Consider the following 18,809-nt stretch of genomic DNA (forward strand, 5'->3'; position numbering starts at 1 on the left):
TTTGCGCCATGTATAAACATTTTATTCGCCCAATTCTATTTTCAATCGACGCAGAGCGCGTACACCACCTTGTGTTCAGGCTTTTGAAGATCGGTGGATACGTACCGGGATTCAAGGCGCTTTTGAGATCGATTTTTCATTATGAGAACCCCTCTCTTTCCCGCCAGCTTTTTGGACTTACTTTCACCAATCCTGTTGGACTTGCGGCAGGTTTTGATAAGGATGCCAGGCTTATAGACGAGCTCGCATGTCTCGGGTTTGGTTTTATCGAGATCGGTACACTCACACCCAAACCGCAACCTGGCAACGATAAACCACGACTGTTTCGGTTGCCGGCAGACCAGGCGCTGATCAACCGCATGGGCTTTAATAATGAGGGCGCCTTGGCCGCGGTGGAAAGATTGAAAAAAAGAAATACTTCCGTTATTGTCGGTGGTAATATCGGGAAGAATAAAGCCACACCCAATGATCAGGCGTTGAACGATTATGCCACCTGCTTCGAAACGTTGTATGAGCATGTGGATTACTTTGTGGTGAACGTAAGCTCGCCCAACACCCCTGGTTTGCGTGAACTGCAGGAAAAAGAGCCGCTTCGGCAGCTCCTGGCCTATGTGAAGCAGCTGAGCCTTGCCAAACCGAAGCATAAACCTGTGCTGCTGAAGATCGCCCCTGACCTCACCGAGCATCAGTTGAATGACATTGTGGAGATCCTGAAGTCAACAGGCACCGATGGTATTATCGCCACCAACACCACCATCTCGAGAGAGAACCTGATCACCAGCAAGGCGGAAACAGACCGCATCGGTAACGGAGGACTCAGCGGCAAACCGCTCGAGGCCCGTTCAAAAGATGTGATCCGGTACCTGCGCGCAAAATTAGGTCCCACGTATCCCATCATCGGCGTAGGAGGTATCATGTCGCCGGCGGATGCCCTTGAAAAACTGAACGCCGGAGCAGACCTGGTTCAGGTTTACACCGGTTTTATTTACGAAGGCCCTGGTTTCGCGAAAGCGATTAATAAAGGAATAGTAGGCAGTAGGCAATGAGAGTCAAACGTCCACGACCTTTCCCCTGATCGGAGAACATAGCTGATAATTACACCAATCTTTGCCTACTGTCCCGATCGCCTGCGATCGGGAATTGCCTACTGCCTACTGCTAATTGGCTTGCCGATCGAAGTATAACGTGGCTTTCACTTTACCATCAAACTGCTGGCCCGTATCGGGATGCTCGTAGGTACCTTCTTTTTCAATGGACACCCTTAGCCTAGACGTTGTAAGCTCCTCAACATTGTAGGTGCCTTCCATACCTATGAACTCATACTCATACGAGATATTAATGGCCAGGTCCCTTCCATTGAGCGCATAGGTTCCTGCGGTTGTCTGGTTGCTGTTGTCGGTCAGCAGCAGTGTGCCATCACTTTTGAACTCAAGCCGTATGGAGAAGTCGTCTTCGGTTATGGTAAACGGAGGAATAAGGCCTTTGGGATTGAGTCTGAAATCGGCTTTAGTGCCATTCCATACACCTGTTATCGGCGCTGATACTTCGTCATTGTCATCGCATGATACGATCAGCAACAATGAAAACAGGCTTGCCACACATAAGTTTATTGCTTTCATACTATCTTTATCATGTTTTGCATGGAAGGCAAAAAATCGTGCCCTTCACGGGTGGATTTGCACACGCGGAATGTGATGCCCACTGTTGCTGTAAAATGCAACTCCCGCTGATTACGCTGATTTTAATACCACATTGATCTGCGCTTGTCTGCGGAATTTGCGGGACCCGGTATTATGCAAGCAGAAAAACCTCGCTATGAAAACAATCAAACTGATCCTTGCTTTGCTTTTGATCCTGCTTTCGGTTGCAGCACTATTGTCGTGGAAAAACTATGAGAGACCACCGGTGACTTTTGCCAAACCTGTTGCAGTGCCTGTTACCATGTGTGGTTCTTTACTTGCGAACTGGTTTGACACAACGTACGCTCAGGCCAGGATCTTGCCAGGCCTTGGCAACCTTCGCTACAAGGTCTCCACGCGTTCGCCGAAGGCGCAGGAATTTTTTGAGCAGGGCCTCAGGCTCGTGTATGGATTCAATCACTGGGAAGCTATCCAGGCGTTCCGCGAAGCTTCGCGACTCGACCCCGACTGTGCGATGGCTTATTGGGGATTAGCATTGGCGTATGGCCCTAACCTGAACGATGTAAACCCCGCAGACCGTGAGCGCATCGCTTTCGACGCTATTCAGAAAGCCATCAGCAAAAAAGCAACACTGACCGCGGTGGAAAAAGACCTGATCGATGCCATGGCCACACGGTATGATGGCAAGCCACATGCTGTGCGCGATACGCTGAATGCTGCCTATGCTTCGGCTATGCGTGCCGTGCCGAAAAAATACCCTGACGATGCGGAAGCACAAACGCTTTGTGCCGATGCCATCATGAACACTATGCCGTGGGATTACTGGTTGAAAGACGGACTACCGAGACCTGCAACACAAGAAGCGAAGGTGGTGCTGGAGCGTGTACTGAAAAAATTCCCTGAGCATCCGGGAGCGCATCACCTTTACATTCACCTTGTAGAAGCTTCGCCCAATCCTGAGCTCGCGCTGCCCAGCGCACAGTTCCTTGAAACCGCCATGCCCGGTGCGGGTCACCTCGTGCATATGCCTGCGCATATCTATGTGAGAGTGGGGCAGTATGACCGGTCTATCATGCTCAACCAGCGTGCCGCCGTAGTAGATGAGACCTATCTTTCTGAATCCGGTAACCGTGGTATGTACCGGTGGATGTATTACCCACACAATGTGGACTTCATTAGCTTCAGCGCATACATGGGAGGCCGCAGCCAGCTCGGAATAGAAACTGCGATGAAGCTTGCTTATAAAGGAAGCCTGATCACAACTTCCAATCCCGCCTTCGCACAATACTTCACCGTTGAGCCGCTGCATGCATTCGTCCGGTTTGGCAAATGGAACGATATTCTCTCCTTGCCCGATCCAGATGCAAACTTCGTTTACGCCACGCTCGCCGCCTCCTTCGCAAAAGGAATGGCCTTTGTGAGGACCGGCAATGTCAACGCAGCATCAAAAGAATTGCACAGGCTCGATTCACTTTGCAAGCTCGATACCCTGAGCTCGATCTATTTTTCCTTCAATCCGTTGTCGGCCATTGCACAGGTGCCGTTGAACCTGCTGAAAGGGGAGGTGCTGATCAAACAGAACAAAGTAGCCGATGGCATCGCCGCGCTGCACAAAGCGATGGAAGCGGAGGATGCCCTTCGTTACAACGAGCCCCCTGACTGGAAGATACCGGTGCGTCATTATCTCGGCGCGGCATTGTTAGAAGCAGGTCAGTACAACGAGGCAGAAAAAATCTACCTCGAAGACCTGAAGAAAAATCCGGAGAACGGATGGGCACTCAAAGGACTGCTTCTCTGCCAGGAAAAACTGGGCAAGAGAACAGAAGCCGCAGCCACAACGAAGCGCTTCTCCAAAGCATGGAAGAATGCGGATGTACAGCTGACCGCTTCACGGTTTTGAAACCTTTAGTCGTCAGACCACTGCGCGATGGCATGCGCGCTGTCAGTGGTCCGACGACTATTACCCCTACTCCGCGATCCCCGCAAGGTCCAGGAAGAACGCATATTCCTGCGCCGTTTCCCGGTACACTTTAAACCTGCCGGTAGTGCCTCCGTGGCCTGTTTCCATATTGGTGCGCAGCAGCAGGGTGTTGTTGTCGGTTTTCATTTCACGGAGCTTGGCCACCCATTTCGCCGGCTCCCAGTATTGCACTTGCGAGTCGTGCAGGCCTGTGGTGACCATCATGTTGGGATAGGGCTGTGCTTTTACCTGGTCGTACGGAGAATATTCGAGCATGTACATATAAGATTCCTGCACATCCGGGTTTCCCCATTCATCAAATTCTCCGGTGGTGAGCGGAATATCGTCATCAAGCATGGTGGTGACCACATCCACGAAAGGTACTTCGGCAATCACCCCTTTGAAAAGGTGTGGTGCCATGTTCACAACGGCGCCCATCAGTAGCCCGCCGGCGCTTCCACCGGTAGCGAAAAGTTTCTCCGGTTTTGTATAACCTTCGTCGATCAGGAACTCGGCACAGTCTACGAAGTCAGTGAACGTGTTTTTCTTCTTGAACATCTTCCCATCTTCATACCACTGTCTTCCCATTTCCTGTCCGCCGCGAATGTGGGCAATGGCAAAGATGAACCCACGGTCGAGCAGGCTCAGGCGTGTAGAAGAGAAAGAAGGATTTGTGCTCGAGCCATACGATCCGTAAGCATAGAGCAGCGTGTTGTTGTTGCCGTCTTTTTTGATTCCCTTTTTGTACACCAGCGACATGGGCACTTTTGTTCCGTCATCGGCAGTAGCCCATAACCTTTCTGTTTCATAGTCGGCGGGGTTGTAACCACCTACTACCTCCTGTTGTTTCAGCAGCTTCTTCTCACGCGTGCGCATGTTGTAGTCGTAGGTGGAGCTGGGGGTTGTAAGCGAAGAGTAACCGTAACGCAGCAGCTCTGTGTCGAATTCAGTATTGATGGAAGGGAATGTGGTGTAAGCGGGCTCGCCAAAGTTCAGATAATGTTTTTCGCCGGTCTTTTGATCGATGATGCGCATAAGGGTATTGGCCTGCGCGCGTTCACTCAGCACCAGGTGGTTCTTGAAGATCTCTATGCCCTGTAGCAGCGTGTCTTTGCGGTGTGCGATCTTTTCTTTCCAGTTTTCCTTCGATGTGTTGGTCTCCGGTGTTTCCATCAGCCTGAAATTCTGGGCATCGAGGTTGGTGACCACGTAGAACTTATCGCCATAGTGATCGATGGAGTATTCAATACCACGCTCGCGCGGACTGAACTCCCTGAACTTGCCGTCGGGTGTATCGGCATTGAGGATCTGGTAGTAGTTGGTGAGGGTGCTGCCTGACCAGATCACCAGGTATTTGTTGGATTTGGTTTTATAGATGCCCGTATAGAACGTTGCGTCCTTTTCTGTAAACACCAGCGGATCTTTCGCAGGATCGGTATTCAGCGTGTGGCGATAGATCTTGTCCGAACGTAGTGTCAGGGAATCTTTCATGGTGTAGAAGAAGGTCTTGTTGTTGTTGGCCCAGGTCACATCGCCCTCGGTGTTGGGAACGGGCTTGTCAACGATCTTGCCGGTCTTAAGGTCTTTGATGTAGACCGTGTACCGCCTTCTGCTTACGGTATCCATACCGTAGGCCAGCAGGTTGTTGTCTTCGCTTACGCTGAGGCCGGTCACCTGGCAATACTCATGGCCTTTGGCGAGGTCGTTGACGTTGAGCATGATCTCTTCCGGGGCTTCAAGCGTACCTTTCTTGCGGCAGTAGATGGGATACTCCTGTCCTGCTTCATACCGGTTATAATACCAGTAGCCGTTGTCTTTGTAGGGAACCGATTCGTCAGTCTGTTTGATGCGGCCGATGATCTCTTTGTATAACTTCTCTTGCAGGGCCTCGGTGTGCTTCATTTTCGCTTCGAGGTACTGGTTTTCGGCATTCAGATAATCCAGCACCTTTTGGGTCTGCTCATCTTTTTTCTCCGCATTCTTCTGTGCGTCCGTGAGCTTCATCCAGTAATAGTTGTCCACGCGTTTGTTGCCGTGCGCTGTAAGCTCGTGCGGGACTTTTTCGGGTGACGGAGGCTGAATATCGGTAGTCTCATTTTTCACGCCGGGGTTGCAGGCGCTCAACAGGAGGGTTACCACCAGCAGTGGTACGGACCAAAGTGTTTTTTTCATAGGGACCAGGTAGTTTCTAGTTTCAAGTTAGAAGTTTAAAGTTAAGGAGTCCACTTATTGTTGTTCCGTTAAAGTGACCGCTGGCAACTTTAAACTTTAAATTTTAAACTTTAAACTGTTACCGGTAAACCGGTAACTTTCCCGTCAGACAATTTCTGCCGGAAAATGCGTTATAGGGGGGCGTATTCCAATGTTTTTATTTAGTTTTGCACGCAGTGTATGGCACAAAACACCTACAAGTCTAACACCTTCAAAAAGTCTGAGAAAGAGAAGCGGGGGAAGTCGTCTAAGTCAAAATTCAATTTCGAGTTTTTAAAAGATCCGCGGCTGAAGCTGGCGGGTGGATTCTTCCTGATGATCGCGGGGTTGTATCTCTTCCTTGCACTTTTATCCTATCTGTTCACAGGAAAAGCCGACCAGAGCGTTGTACAGGCGTTGTCTGACTCATCGTTGATGGAGTCGGGCCGCGAAACCGAGAACTGGCTGGGGCTGTACGGCGCTGTTACGTCGCATTATTTCATCTTCGAGTGGTTCGGTATCGCCGCTTTCTTTATTCCGCCGCTGCTGTTCGTCATCGGATTTAAACTTGTGTTCAGCCGCGAGCTGCTCCGGGTATTTTCCTTTAGCCTCTTCTCCATTTTTTCTGGCCTGTGGCTCTGCCTGCTCCTCGGATACATGACGCTGGTCAATGATGGCACCAGCGAATGGAGCTTCTTGGGCGGAGGCCTTGGTTATCAGCTTGCTGTGCTCAGCGAAGGCATGTTTGGCTGGGGCACGTTCCTCATCCTGATCCTGAGCTTGTTTATATTCATCATCTTTTACTTCAACATCACGGCCATCCCCGCTTTCCAGCCGAAGGACCCCAAACCGATGGGCACCGATGCCATTGTAAGCGATGAGGATCCGAAGCAGGGAGAAGATCCGCTCTTCTCGGCTTATAACGACGAGAAAGACAACTGGCCGGAGATCGTGAAAGGAGGTGAGATCATCCCTGAGCCGGTGATCGCCGCCAAAATACCTGACATTGTGCCGGAGCCCGTTGCCGCCGGGGTACAGGAGCTGAAGCTTGAAATTGAAAAACCAGTTAAAAAAGAGGTCAAAGCTGAACCCACGTTTACGGTTGAAGAACCAGTTGTAGATACCGATAAGCTTGCCGAACAGCTTGTGGAAGAGCAGGGCGTGTATGACCCCACGCTGGAGCTCAGCAGTTTTAAATTTCCACCCATCGAGCTATTGAACGAATATGACGGTGGCAAGGCGGGGGTAAGCCAGGAAGAGCTGAACCAGAACAAAGACAAGATCGTAGCCACGCTCGTCAATTTCAAGATTGGCATCCAGAGCATCAAAGCTACCATCGGCCCTACCGTAACCCTTTACGAGATCGTTCCGGATGCCGGTATCAAGATCTCGCGTATCAAGAACCTGGAAGACGATATCGCCCTGAGCTTGTCAGCGTTGGGCATCCGTATCATCGCGCCCATCCCTGGCAAGGGCACCATCGGTATAGAAGTGCCGAACAAGAACCGCGAGATGGTGAGCATCCGCTCTATGTTCAATACGCCGTCTTTTGCAAAAACAGACAAGGAACTGCCCATTGCGCTGGGCAAGACCATTTCAAACGAAGGCCTTATCATCGACCTTGCCAAAATGCCTCACCTGCTGGTGGCGGGTGCTACGGGCCAGGGTAAGTCTGTGGGCCTGAACGTGATCCTGACCTCTCTTATTTATAAGCGGCACCCTTCGCAGCTCAAGTTTGTGCTGGTAGACCCGAAGAAGGTGGAAATGTCGCTGTACAGTACCCTGGAGCGGCATTACCTGGCCAAACTGCCCAACAGCGAAGAAGCCATCATCACCGATACCAGAAAAGTGGTTCATACCCTCAACTCACTCTGTATAGAGATGGAGAACCGCTACGAGATATTGAAAGATGCCGGTGCCCGCAACCTGAAAGAATACAACGCCAAGTTTGTGGCGCGCAAGCTGAACCCGAAAGAAGGCCACCGCTTTTTGCCTTACATCGTGCTGGTGATCGACGAGCTTGCAGACCTGATGATGACCGCTGGCAAGGAAGTGGAAACACCCATCGCCCGCCTGGCGCAGCTTGCCCGTGCCATCGGCATTCACCTGGTGGTGGCTACCCAGCGCCCTTCCGTGAACGTTATCACCGGTGTGATCAAAGCCAACTTCCCCGCCCGTCTGTCGTTCAGGGTGACCTCCAAAGTCGACTCCCGTACCATCCTCGATGCCGGCGGCGCCGATCAGCTTGTGGGCCAGGGCGACATGCTGCTTTCATCGGGATCTGATGTGATCCGTCTTCAGTGTCCCTTTGTAGATACTCCTGAAATAGAAAAGGTCTGCGATTTCATCGGCTCTCAGCGTGGTTATGATACTGCTTACATGCTTCCGGAGTATGAAGGTGACGATGAGGGAGGCGTAAACGAGATCGATCTTTCGGATCGCGATGCCTTGTTTGAAGATGCCGCCAAGCTTATTGTGATGCACCAGCAGGGAAGCACCTCGCTGATCCAGCGCAAGCTGAAGCTGGGTTATAACCGGGCCGGAAGGCTCATTGATCAGCTCGAAGCGGCCGGCGTTGTTGGCCCTTTTGAAGGAAGTAAGGCCCGTGAAGTTTTAATCAAGGACGAGCTCAGTTTGGAACAATTATTGAGTAGTTTGCGGGAAAAGCACAGTCAGTCTTAACTTTGCATAAAAATTAAGTCATCAGAATAATGAAAAAATTGTTTTTAGCTATCGCTTTATTGGTTTTCGTTAAAATGACCTTCGCCCAGTACGACGCCCGGGCGCTGGAAACACTCGATGCCATGAGCAAAAAATACAAGAGCATCCCCGCTTTTGAGGCCAACCTCGCCTACACCCTGACCAATGATACCGAAAAAGTAAACGAAGAGTTCAAAGGTAAGATCACCGTGAAAGGTGACAAGTACAGGCTGGTGCTGCCCGAGCAGGAGGTGATCAACAACGGCACCACGGTATGGACCTACCTGCCCGAAGCCAAGGAAGTGAACATCGACAGCTACGATCCCAACTCCGACGAGATCAATCCTTCGAAGATCTACGAGACCTACAAAAAGGGATACAAGTATCTCTACCTGCAGGATAAAACAGAAGGCGGTGTTCTCTGCGAGGAAATTGACCTGGTGCCCGAGAAGAAGGACGCCCAGTATTTCAAGATCAAGATGTTCATCAGCAAAAAAGACAAAAGCGTTCAGAGCTTCACCATGTTCGATAAGAGTGGCAACCGTTATAAATACACGCTCACCAAGTTCAACGCCAACGCCAACCCGGCTGACAGTTATTTTACCTTCGACCCGAAGAAATATCCCGGGGTTGAAGTGATCGACCTGAGATAAATATAGTCCACAGACCACAGTCGACGGTCCACAGCGAAGCGTGTGAGGTCAGCTGTCCGTACTTCGTATTCCGATAGCTATCGGGACGTATGAACAGCAGGCAAAATGCCTCATTTACACGACATGCCGTGGACTGTGGTCCGTCGACCGTGGACTGGATTCACACCACATTTTCCTCGCTGCAGCCATCGTCGGTTAAACCCCATCGACTATTTTTGCAAGCATGAATTCCCAGCAGCTCTTCGGTCAGATCCGGAAAAAACAATCCTACCTCTGCATCGGTCTTGATACCGACCTTGAAAAAATCCCTGCCCACCTGCGTTCGTTGCACGATCCCGTTTTTGAGTTCAACAAGCAGATCATCGATGCCACCCACAAGCTCTGTGTTGCTTACAAACCCAACATCGCCTTTTATGAAGCGCTCGGGCCGAAAGGGTGGGAGAGCCTGCAAAAAACACTTGAGTATATTCCCGACGATATTTTTACCATCGCCGATGCAAAACGCGGAGACATTGGCAACACCTCCTCGCTATATGCCAAAGCTTTTTTCGAGCAGATGGATTTCGACTCTGTGACGGTTGCTCCGTACATGGGCGAAGACTCTGTGAAACCGTTCCTGAAGTTCAAGGACAAGTGGGTGATCCTGCTGGCCCATACCTCCAACCCCGGCGCCAGCGATTTTCAGCTGATGGAATCCCGGGTGACGGGTAGAAAGCTGTATGAAGAGGTGATCCTGAAGTCGAAGGAGTGGGGATCAACGGACCAGCTGATGTACGTTGTAGGTGCAACACAGGCCGAGAAGGTCGAAAGCATCCGCGCGCTGGTACCCGACCATTTTTTCCTGGTGCCCGGTGTGGGTGCGCAGGGCGGTGACCTCGAGCTTGTATCCAAATATGGGATGAATAAACAGTGCGGACTGCTGGTAAACTCCGCACGCGCCATTATTTATGCTTCTTCAGGAACCGACTTCTCCCGGAAAGCGGAAGAAGAAGCACGGAAGGTGAACGATGTGATGAAGCAGTGCCTCGACCAGTACCTGTAAGCCTTTCTACGCATTATATTTACTAACGAAGCAGTCGAGGCTGTCGCTGAATAACCCTTTGAGGGCTTTTCAGGAGTTGGTGCGCTATGTTATCAAGCATACCTCGTGAACAACCCTCAAAGGGTTAAACGCACTATCCGTCGTCAATCTGAAATCGTAAATTCCATGACCGAAGCTTTTCTTCACTACGTCTGGCAGTTTCAGTATTTCGATAAAACTGACCTGCGCACCACCGATGGAGATCCGGTGTCTGTCTTCAACGCCGGATACAGGAACACGCATGCCGGACCGGATTTTTTCAACGCCAAGGTCAGGATCGGTGGCATCGACTGGGCAGGCAGCGCCGAGATCCATATCCAATCTTCTGGATGGACCGACCACCGGCACGATGAGGATGATGCGTACGAGAATGTGATCCTTCATGTAGTATGGAATGAAGATAAGAAGATCAGAAGAAGTGATCATTCATTGCTGCCCACCATCGAGCTGAAGCACAGGGTCAGTGAAAAGCTGCTGCTGCAATACCGCAAGCTTGTCAACGATCCGCAGCAGATCCCCTGCGCGCCTTTTCTTCCAGGAATTGCTTCGCTCACACAGCTCTCCATGCTTGACAAGGCCCTGATGCAGCGGCTCGAGGCAAAGGCTACACGCATTCAAGCCACGTTGGCCCGCAACAACAACGACTGGGACGAAACCACTTACCAGATGCTTTGTAAGAACTTTGGCTTTAAGGTAAATGCTGAGCCCTTTGAGCAATTGGCGCAGTCGTTGCCGTATAAGGTGTTGCTCAAGCACGCCGACCAGCCCGTGCAGGTGGAGGCTATGATCTTCGGACAGGCCGGTTTTCTGGATGGTGGCGGCGAAGACGATTATTTTCTTTTATTGAAGCGCGAGTATGCGCTGCTGGGAAAAAAATTCAATCTTTACACAAGCCGCCTCAACAGGGCGCAATGGAAATTCATGCGATTGAGACCAGCCAATTTTCCTACGCTCCGGCTTGCCCAGCTCAGTGCGCTCATCGGCAACCGTAAGAACATCTTTTCGCAGTTAGTGGAGGCTGCCTCTTATTCAGACCTTCATGCCCTCTTCTCGGTGGCACAATCTTCATACTGGCAGCATCATTACCAGTTCTTTAAACCGGTGAGTGAAGCCGTTCCGTCTATGGGAACCATGAGCATCGACAACATCATCATCAACACGGTGGTTCCGTTGCTGGTGGCGCATGGCAAAGAAAAAGACGAGCAGGATCTTGTTGACCGTGCCGTGGAGATACTCCAGCAGGTGGCTACCGAAGACAATGCCATTATCAGGAGCTGGAAGGCGCTCGGCATCAAAAGCACCTCTGCCGGCGACTCGCAGGCGCTCATCGAGCTGCACAATAGCTTCTGTCTCAAACGCAGATGCCTCGACTGTAACATTGGCTTTTCCATCATTCAGCCTTCACACGCATGACGGTCTTCACCCTGCTGCTCCACATGTTATTGATCGGTTGGATCGCGTACCGCATCAGCCTGCAGGAACCGGGCCTGCAACGCGTTTTCTGGCCAGCACTCACCGTGAGGCTGATTTCTGGTATAGCCCTGGGGTTGGTGTACTGGCTGTATTACGGCGTGGGCGATACCCTGGCATACGCCCAGGATGGCGCGGCCCTGGCCGCCGTGGCAAAGCATGATCCGGGCGCGTACCTGAAGTTTCTCTGGACGTCGCAGCCAGCCCAACCGTGGCCTGTGCTGCAGACCAATGAGCCGCGGGCCCTGTTCATGGTCAAGCTCGTCAGCCTTTTCAGCCTGGTTTGCTTTAACAACTATTGGACGATTGCGCTGTATTTTTCCTTTCTCTCCTTTTTAGGTGCATGGTTCCTGGTGCGGCAGATCGGCTTGCGGCTTCCTGCCCTGGTGCCGGCAGCTTCCATGGCATTCCTGTTCGTTCCCTCTGCTGTGTTCTGGAGCTCGGGCGTGATCAAGGAAAGCCTGGCCCTGGCAGCGTTGTTTTTCCTAACTGGGATTTTCCTGAAACTTTGGTTCGGTGAAAAAGTGGCGGTTTATCAATGGCTGGTGCTATTGCTGGCTGCGTGGATCCTTTGGAACCTTAAGTATTATTTTGCGGCGATCTTCTTTGCTGTTGCCGTAGCCGGCCTTCTTTATAAGGTAGCGGCCCGTGTGCTCAGACCCGCGCGCTTCGGCACACAAGTGCTGGTCTGGCTGGTGGTCTTTATCATACCGCTTGGCATTGTGATGGCGTCGCGCCCGAACTTTCATCCCGACAGGATCTTCACTGTTATTGTTGAGAACTACCATGCTTACAGTAAAATTTCTTCCTCGGAAGACCTGATCCGTTTCAGCACACTTTCTCCTGGCGCCGGCAGCATGGTGGCCAACGCTCCCTGGGCTCTTTTTTCCGGATTGTTCCGTCCGTTCTTGTGGGAAGCGCACAACGTGCTTCAGATGGCCGCGGCGGTTGAAAACCTGTTCCTGTTCGTGTTGTTCTGCATCGCCTTGTCTTCAGCCTGGGCTCACCGAAGATCTCCTCATCGAATGCTGGTATTCAGCGCCGGAATGTATATCCTGTTGCTTTGTGTTTTTATCACCCTTTCCACTCCCAATTTCGGCACTTTGTCGCGATACAGGTGCGGGTACATTCCTTATTTCGTATTTCTGTTGCTTTGTTCGCCCCCGGTGCTAAGAATTCTGCAAAGTTCATTTAATCGCCTTGTTCTGTTTAAAAGGTAAATCTACCTTTGCGTGATACCTCATATTATGGATAATCCTGTGATCATTTTTGGCGCGAGCTTCCTGGGTAGGGCGGCGAAGGAAATTTTTGAAGGTAACGGTAACGTTGTCTATGGTTTCCTCGATGATAACAAGAATCTCCACGCCACAGAGATCGATAATGTTACTGTGCTCGGCGCTACCGATGATGACGGCTACCTGAAGCTGATCGGCAAGAAGTGCGAGGCGTTTGTTGCCGTTGATGACAACAAGGTGCGGAAAAACCTGGTGAAGATGATCCAGGAAGTGCGCCATGTTCAACCGGTAAATGCAATTCACAAAAATGCGCTGCTGGCCAGCTCTGCCACCATGGGCCACGGCAATTTTATAGATGTGGGTGTCAAGGCTGGTGCCGGTGTCGAGATCGGCAATCACTGCCTGGTGCATGCCAACGTTGTGCTTGGCGCCGAAGTGCGGGTAGCGGATTTTGTACAGATCGGTGCCGGCAGCATTATCAATCCTGGCGTGACTGTCGAAGAAGAAGCCTTCATCGGTTCGGGTGTTGTTATTGTTTCGGGACTTACCATCGGTAAGGGTGCCAGGGTGGGAGCAGGGTCCGTAGTGATCGCTCCCGTAAAAGCTGGTGAAACGGTGTTCGGAAATCCCGCTGAAAAGGTTAATGCCTGACATGCTCGCATGGCGAAGATATCTGAAGCCGACCTGATCCTGAATGAAGATGGGAGCGTCTACCATCTGAGCCTGCTGCCGAAGCAGATCTCCGATACCATCATTACTGTAGGAGATCCCAACAGGGTGTACCGCGTCAGCGAACATTTCGATGATATCGAGTTTGAAATGAACAAACGCGAGTTCATCACACACGTGGGCACTTATCGCGGCAAGAAAGTTACCGTGATGAGCACGGGCATGGGCACAGACAATGTGGAGATCTTTCTCACCGAGCTCGACGCCCTCGTGAACATCGACCTTAAAACACGCGAACCTAAAAGCAGGAAGAAAAAGCTCCGCATCATCCGCATCGGTACGTCAGGGGCCCTGCAGGAAGATATCCCCATCGGCTCACACCTGGTAACAGACTATGCTGTTGGGTTAGATAACCTGATGAATTTTTACGACCTGAAGCAGGATGATTTTGAACGCGCCATCGGTGAAGACATCCAGAAAAAAACAGGTCTGCCCTTCGTTCCCTATGTTGTGAAGGGCTCGGAAATACTGAGAAAACAGATCGCGGGAGATATGATCGTGGGCAACACAGTAACTACGCCTGGGTTTTATGGACCGCAGGGCCGGGAGCTGCGGTTATCGCCCAAATACCCCCGCCTGCTTGAGGATCTCAATTATTACCACAATAAAAGCAGTGATTTCTGGCTCACGAATTTTGAAATGGAAACAGCCGGTTATTATGCCATGGGAAGGCTCCTCGGACACGAGATCTTAAGCGTTAATGCTATTATCGCCAACCGGATAAAAGGCAAATTCTCCAAAGACCCTAATAAGGTCGTGGATGCCCTTATTAAAAAAGTGCTGGAGAGAATCTGAGCCTTGCGAAGGGGTAAAATTCTCCCCATTACCCCCTGAATTAACCGTTTACGGCACTATCCATACGGATAATGTGTTTACCAGCTGTGAAGGGGTCATCGTTATAGAAGCCTGAAAGGATCCGGTGAGCGATCTGTTCAATGACCAGTTCCTCATCGGTTTTGCCTTCTTTGCCGCGCCAGTATACCCGGTTGCGGTGCCTTTTCATATCCTCCACATAGGAACGGGCATGATCATACTGTTCGTTACTAAATGTGATGGTAAAGCAGGTTTTTACTCTTTGTGTACTCATAGCGGTAAGAAATTTGCAATAGTTATGCCATTTGATTTCACTTAATTATACGTAAAAGAGAGATATACTGGCAATGGGTTTGCCCGTCTTCGGTCAAAACTGTTCGCAGTTGAAACAGTAATTTATAACTTAGCAGAGATGAGAAATATTAAGGTATTCAAGCTGTCTAATGGGATCAAAGTAGTGCACCAGCACCTGGCCACTACCAAGATCGTGCATTGCGGGATCATCGTAGATGTTGGCAGCCGGGATGAAAATACCGAAAACCAGGGGATAGCACATTTCTGGGAGCACATGGCCTTTAAAGGAACCAGGCGCAGAAGGTCTTTCAATATTATCAACAGCCTCGATTCAGTTGGCGGCGAGCTGAACGCCTATACTGATAAAGAGAAGGTAGTGTTCTACGCGTCGGTTCGTGACGAGTACTTTGAAAAGGCTGTAGACATATTGAGTGACATTACCTTTCACTCCGTTTTCCCCGAGAACCAGATCGAAAAAGAACGCGGTGTGATCCTGGAAGAAATGGCCATGTATCACGATAGCCCGGATGAGTCATTGCAGGATGAGTTCGAAGCCATCGTCTATAAGGACCATCCCATGGGAATGAACATCCTGGGAAAACCTGAAACGGTAAAGTCATTCCGCAAGCGCGACTTCCTCTCGTTCTTCAAAAATACGCTCAGCACCGACAAGATCGTTTTCTCTTGTGTGGGCAACATTTCGGTAGACCAGGTTGAGCGGCTGGCGCGCAAATATTTTGAAGGCATCGTAACGCGGAAAGCGCTGGTGCGCAGAAAAGGATTCAGGAAATATAAAGCGAACGAGCAGATCCTCAAACGCACTATCAAACAAGCCAAGTGTGCTATCGGCCGTGACGCTTACCCGATGCGGCATGAGAACCGGATCCCGCTTTTTATCCTGGCCAACATGCTCGGTGGCCCGGGCATGAACTCACGACTGAACCTGGCGCTGCGCGAGAAGTATGGATTTGTTTATTCGATCGATGCGCACTACATCCCGTATACCGACACGGGAATGTTCGCTGTGTTCTTCGGCACCGAGCCCAAGCAGCTCGACCGCTGCATTTCACTGGTGAAAAAGGAGCTGAACCGTTTTTGCGAAAAACCACTCACACGCCGCCAGCTCGATTCGGCCAAAGAGCAGATCAAAGGACAGCTGGCGATGGCGGAAGAAAATAACCTGAGCCTGATGCTGATGATGGGACGAAGCGTCCTGGATCTCGGCAGAGTGCCTACTTTGGAGGAGATCTATTATCAGATAGACGAAACCGATTCGTTAAAGCTGAGAGATATCGCGCAGGAGATCTTCGACGAAAAGACATTCAGCTACCTGATCATGGAACCCGATAAAATGAACGGTCACGGCAGCAACGGGAAAGAAGTTTAAAGTTTGAAGTTTCAGGTTTCAAGTTGAGCCGGGTAACTTTCAACCTTAAACTTTCAATTTGAAACTATTAGTGCATGGATATTATAGACGATGAAATTCAGCAGTATGCCGAAAAGCATACGTCACAGGAAAGCGAGCTTCTGAAGCACATCAACCGCGAAACACACGCCAAGGTGATGCGGCCGCGGATGTTGTCGGGGCATTTGCAGGGCCGCCTGTTGTCCATGATCAGCCACATGGTGAAACCGAAGTGTATCCTCGAGATCGGCACCTACACCGGTTATTCCGCCCTCTGTCTTGCCGAGGGTCTTCAGCCAGGTGGGAAGCTCATCACCCTCGATGTCAACGAAGAGCTCGAAGGTACGGTGCGTGCATACATCGCGAAAGCCGGGCTGACGGAACGGATCGACTACCGGATCGGCAATGCCCTGCAGATCATTCCAACGCTGAAAGAGAAGTTTGACATCGTATTCATCGACGCCGACAAAGAAAACTACGCCCGCTACTTCGATTTGGTGATAGATAGCGTAACTTTGGGCGGTATTATCCTGGCCGACAATGTATTATGGAGCGGCAAGGTGCTGGATGAGAAACCGGACAAGGACACCAGGGCCATCCTCGACTTTAACAAGAAAGTAGACGGAGACCCGCGTGTTGAAAATGTGTTGTTGCCCGTGCGCGATGGCATTACAATGATGCGCAAGATCAGACAGTAGAACATTTTTTTATATGATAAAGATATTTGCTGCGCTATTTTTTGCTGCCCTTTTTCCGGCAGCCGCGCAAAACCCGCAAGTACCACACAAGATGGAATTCGCGGGCATTACGCTGGTGATCCGCGACGATGCCCGGCGCGAGATCCAGAAAGACGTGGATGCCCTCACGCAGTCGCCCCGGCACTACAACATCAAAGCCGAGCGGGCCAAAACATACTTCCCCATCATCGAGAAGGTCTTCGCCGAAGAGCAGGTACCGGACGACTTCAAATATCTGTCGCTGCAGGAAAGCGCGCTCATCGCAGACGCCGTGTCTTCTTCCAATGCCGTAGGTTTCTGGCAGTTCAAGGATTTTACCGCCATCGAGATGGGCCTGCGGGTGGATAAAGAGATCGACGAGCGCCTCAACATCGTTGCCTCGTCACGGGCCGCCGCGCGGTATATCAAAAAGAACAATACCTTCTTCGACAACTGGGTATATGCCCTCCAGGCTTACCAGATGGGTGCGGGCGGTGTAATGAAAACCGTGAAAGACAACCAAAGCGGAGCCACACGTATGGAGATCAACAGCCATACTTATTGGTATGTGAAAAAATTCCTGGCGCACAAGATCGCCTATGAGCCCGGCGTAAAAGGCAAAGGTATGGTGGAGGTGCTCGCTTACCAGAATAACAATGGCAAATCGCTCGCCTCGCTGGCCAAAGAGATCTCGGTGGATGAGGAAGAACTGCGCAACTACAACAAGTGGTGTAAAAAAGGTACCGTACCGGCAGACAGAACGTATGTGGTGCTGGTGCCGCTCACCACTGGAAATAAAACTGAAATCACCCTTCCCTCCGCCATCGCAAGCCATGCTGGTAAACCTGAGCCGCGCATCACGCCGCCGGCAAGTGGTGTTTCTGCCATCGCCGTCAGGAAAAAAGTGAACGGCATTCAAACCGTTCAGGCGCAGCAGGGAGAAAGTGCCGAAGCGCTGGCCTCGCGCGCGGGTGTGGAGGTCTCGAAGTTCTTAAAGTGGAATGACCTTTCGGAAAATCAGCCGCTCATACCGGGACAATTCTATTTCCTGGCGCGTAAAAGGGTAAGGGCCGTTGAGAACTTTCACAAGCTTGCCGCGGATGAGGATCTATGGTCGGTAAGCCAGCGTTATGGCGTGCAGTTAAAAAAGCTGCGCAAGTATAATCGCCTTTCGGCGGATGAAGAAGCAGCCGCGGGTACCATGCTTTGGCTGGCTTCTACCAGGCCGAGGTCCGAGTCGGTTCAAAAACCGGTTGAGAATGCCGTCAGTGTTACCAATGAAGAGGTGTTCAACTGGCAGGCCGAAGAAACAAAAGCGCCCGTTCAGCATAAAGACACCGTCACGCTTCCGGCAGAGCGGGTGACCCCTCCGGTGAAGACAGTAGTGCTTACAGAACCCGAGGAGCCAGTTCAGAAACCATTAGATTCAGTTAAAATATTACAGGAGCCTGTAATTACAGACACTTCTGTGCTGGCAGAGGCAGATCCCAGACCTCAAAACACGGAACCGGTTCAGGTGGTGAGGAAAACGACGCATACTGTTCAGCCCAAAGAAACCCTGTATGCCATCGCCAGGATGTACAATATTGGCGTGATGGACCTCGTGAATTGGAATGACCTTGACCTCCAGCAGGGCATTAAACCGGGCCAGGTGCTAAAGCTGACTGAAAATCAACCGGTTAAAAATACGCCGGCGCCTTCAAAAACCGCCTCGGAAGTAGTGCACGAAGTGAAATCGTCAGACACCCTTTACAGCATTGCCCGCCAATATGGAGTCACCATAAAAGAGATCATGGACTGGAATGAAAAGAAGGACTTTTCGCTGGCCGTGGGTGAAAAATTGAAAATTCAACAGCGCCAATGAAGTTTTTTGGCGTTTTATGACGATTTTATTACCCGGAGACGCCCAAATTTCACGACCAC

Annotated in this window: 15 protein-coding genes; 12 read left to right on the plus strand and 3 right to left on the minus strand. The window is 50.9% G+C overall.

What is annotated here, in order from left to right:
- Positions 1–8 precede the first annotated feature (8 nt).
- Positions 9–1,046, plus strand: a complete 1,038-nt coding sequence (locus tag KK083_RS05570) for a quinone-dependent dihydroorotate dehydrogenase (RefSeq protein WP_254161561.1) — start codon at positions 9–11, stop codon at positions 1,044–1,046.
- Positions 1,047–1,157: 111 nt separating this feature from the next.
- Here the strand turns inward: KK083_RS05570 and KK083_RS05575 are convergent, their stop codons facing one another.
- Entirely contained in the window at positions 1,158–1,619 is a 462-nt protein-coding gene (locus tag KK083_RS05575; protein ID WP_254161563.1) for a lipocalin family protein, read from the minus strand.
- Between the two features lie 196 nt (positions 1,620–1,815).
- Between KK083_RS05575 and KK083_RS05580 the strand changes: the two genes are divergently transcribed.
- A complete protein-coding gene (locus tag KK083_RS05580) occupies positions 1,816–3,540 on the plus strand; it encodes a tetratricopeptide repeat protein (RefSeq protein ID WP_254161565.1) in 1,725 nt (574 codons plus the stop codon).
- A gap of 66 nt (positions 3,541–3,606) precedes the next feature.
- Here the strand turns inward: KK083_RS05580 and KK083_RS05585 are convergent, their stop codons facing one another.
- Positions 3,607–5,772 (minus strand): S9 family peptidase, encoded by a 2,166-nt coding sequence (locus KK083_RS05585; RefSeq protein ID WP_254161567.1) that lies wholly within the window; start codon positions 5,770–5,772, stop codon positions 3,607–3,609.
- Positions 5,773–5,991: 219 nt separating this feature from the next.
- On the opposite strand from KK083_RS05585, the gene KK083_RS05590 reads away from it, so the two are divergent.
- The 7 genes from KK083_RS05590 (at position 5,992) to KK083_RS05620 (ending at position 14,453) form a co-directional block, all read left to right on the plus strand.
- Complete coding sequence (locus KK083_RS05590; RefSeq protein ID WP_254161569.1) at positions 5,992–8,472, plus strand: FtsK/SpoIIIE family DNA translocase; 2,481 nt, start codon at positions 5,992–5,994, stop codon at positions 8,470–8,472.
- A 29-nt stretch (positions 8,473–8,501) separates the two neighbouring features.
- On the plus strand, positions 8,502–9,143 hold the full coding sequence (lolA1, locus tag KK083_RS05595; RefSeq protein WP_254161571.1) for an outer membrane lipoprotein periplasmic chaperone LolA1: 642 nt from the start codon (positions 8,502–8,504) through the stop codon (positions 9,141–9,143).
- Positions 9,144–9,366: 223 nt separating this feature from the next.
- Positions 9,367–10,185 carry an orotidine-5'-phosphate decarboxylase gene (pyrF, locus tag KK083_RS05600; RefSeq protein WP_254161573.1) on the plus strand — a complete coding sequence of 273 codons (819 nt, stop codon included), beginning with the start codon at positions 9,367–9,369 and terminating at the stop codon, positions 10,183–10,185.
- A gap of 165 nt (positions 10,186–10,350) precedes the next feature.
- A complete protein-coding gene (locus tag KK083_RS05605; RefSeq protein ID WP_254161575.1) occupies positions 10,351–11,637 on the plus strand; it encodes a DUF2851 family protein in 1,287 nt (428 codons plus the stop codon).
- Positions 11,634–12,914 (plus strand): hypothetical protein, encoded by a 1,281-nt coding sequence (locus tag KK083_RS05610; RefSeq protein ID WP_254161577.1) that lies wholly within the window; start codon positions 11,634–11,636, stop codon positions 12,912–12,914. The genes KK083_RS05605 and KK083_RS05610 overlap by 4 nt, the downstream gene beginning before the upstream one ends.
- Positions 12,915–12,941: 27 nt before the next feature.
- Complete coding sequence (locus tag KK083_RS05615) at positions 12,942–13,580, plus strand: NeuD/PglB/VioB family sugar acetyltransferase (RefSeq protein ID WP_254161753.1); 639 nt, start codon at positions 12,942–12,944, stop codon at positions 13,578–13,580.
- A 9-nt stretch (positions 13,581–13,589) separates the two neighbouring features.
- Positions 13,590–14,453, plus strand: a complete 864-nt coding sequence (locus KK083_RS05620) for a nucleoside phosphorylase (protein ID WP_254161579.1) — start codon at positions 13,590–13,592, stop codon at positions 14,451–14,453.
- A 40-nt stretch (positions 14,454–14,493) separates the two neighbouring features.
- Here the strand turns inward: KK083_RS05620 and KK083_RS05625 are convergent, their stop codons facing one another.
- Positions 14,494–14,745 carry a hypothetical protein gene (locus tag KK083_RS05625; protein ID WP_254161581.1) on the minus strand — a complete coding sequence of 84 codons (252 nt, stop codon included), beginning with the start codon at positions 14,743–14,745 and terminating at the stop codon, positions 14,494–14,496.
- A gap of 138 nt (positions 14,746–14,883) precedes the next feature.
- Between KK083_RS05625 and KK083_RS05630 the strand changes: the two genes are divergently transcribed.
- From KK083_RS05630 to KK083_RS05640, 3 genes are all read left to right on the plus strand, one after another.
- Positions 14,884–16,152: a M16 family metallopeptidase gene (locus tag KK083_RS05630; protein ID WP_254161583.1), complete on the plus strand. Its 1,269-nt coding sequence runs from the start codon at positions 14,884–14,886 to the stop codon at positions 16,150–16,152.
- 74 nt (positions 16,153–16,226) lie between these two features.
- Positions 16,227–16,868: an O-methyltransferase gene (locus KK083_RS05635; protein ID WP_254161585.1), complete on the plus strand. Its 642-nt coding sequence runs from the start codon at positions 16,227–16,229 to the stop codon at positions 16,866–16,868.
- A gap of 13 nt (positions 16,869–16,881) precedes the next feature.
- Positions 16,882–18,750, plus strand: coding sequence for a LysM peptidoglycan-binding domain-containing protein (locus KK083_RS05640; protein WP_254161587.1), 1,869 nt, complete (start codon positions 16,882–16,884; stop codon positions 18,748–18,750).
- Positions 18,751–18,809 lie beyond the last annotated feature (59 nt).

This window comes from Chryseosolibacter histidinae, assembly GCF_018598225.1.
Classification (GTDB): domain Bacteria; phylum Bacteroidota; class Bacteroidia; order Cytophagales; family Cyclobacteriaceae; genus Chryseosolibacter; species Chryseosolibacter histidini.

Excerpts from the sequence above, each read along its gene's own strand:
- KK083_RS05570 (WP_254161561.1), top strand. The coding sequence starts at position 9 with ATGTATAAACATTTTATTCGCCCAATTCTATTTTCAATCGACGCAGAG.
- KK083_RS05575 (WP_254161563.1), bottom strand. The coding sequence starts at position 1,619 with ATGAAAGCAATAAACTTATGTGTGGCAAGCCTGTTTTCATTGTTGCTG.
- KK083_RS05580 (WP_254161565.1), top strand. The coding sequence starts at position 1,816 with ATGAAAACAATCAAACTGATCCTTGCTTTGCTTTTGATCCTGCTTTCG.
- KK083_RS05585 (WP_254161567.1), bottom strand. The coding sequence starts at position 5,772 with ATGAAAAAAACACTTTGGTCCGTACCACTGCTGGTGGTAACCCTCCTG.
- KK083_RS05590 (WP_254161569.1), top strand. The coding sequence starts at position 5,992 with ATGGCACAAAACACCTACAAGTCTAACACCTTCAAAAAGTCTGAGAAA.
- lolA1 (WP_254161571.1), top strand. The coding sequence starts at position 8,502 with ATGAAAAAATTGTTTTTAGCTATCGCTTTATTGGTTTTCGTTAAAATG.
- pyrF (WP_254161573.1), top strand. The coding sequence starts at position 9,367 with ATGAATTCCCAGCAGCTCTTCGGTCAGATCCGGAAAAAACAATCCTAC.
- KK083_RS05605 (WP_254161575.1), top strand. The coding sequence starts at position 10,351 with ATGACCGAAGCTTTTCTTCACTACGTCTGGCAGTTTCAGTATTTCGAT.
- KK083_RS05610 (WP_254161577.1), top strand. The coding sequence starts at position 11,634 with ATGACGGTCTTCACCCTGCTGCTCCACATGTTATTGATCGGTTGGATC.
- KK083_RS05615 (WP_254161753.1), top strand. The coding sequence starts at position 12,942 with ATGGATAATCCTGTGATCATTTTTGGCGCGAGCTTCCTGGGTAGGGCG.
- KK083_RS05620 (WP_254161579.1), top strand. The coding sequence starts at position 13,590 with ATGGCGAAGATATCTGAAGCCGACCTGATCCTGAATGAAGATGGGAGC.
- KK083_RS05625 (WP_254161581.1), bottom strand. The coding sequence starts at position 14,745 with ATGAGTACACAAAGAGTAAAAACCTGCTTTACCATCACATTTAGTAAC.
- KK083_RS05630 (WP_254161583.1), top strand. The coding sequence starts at position 14,884 with ATGAGAAATATTAAGGTATTCAAGCTGTCTAATGGGATCAAAGTAGTG.
- KK083_RS05635 (WP_254161585.1), top strand. The coding sequence starts at position 16,227 with ATGGATATTATAGACGATGAAATTCAGCAGTATGCCGAAAAGCATACG.
- KK083_RS05640 (WP_254161587.1), top strand. The coding sequence starts at position 16,882 with ATGATAAAGATATTTGCTGCGCTATTTTTTGCTGCCCTTTTTCCGGCA.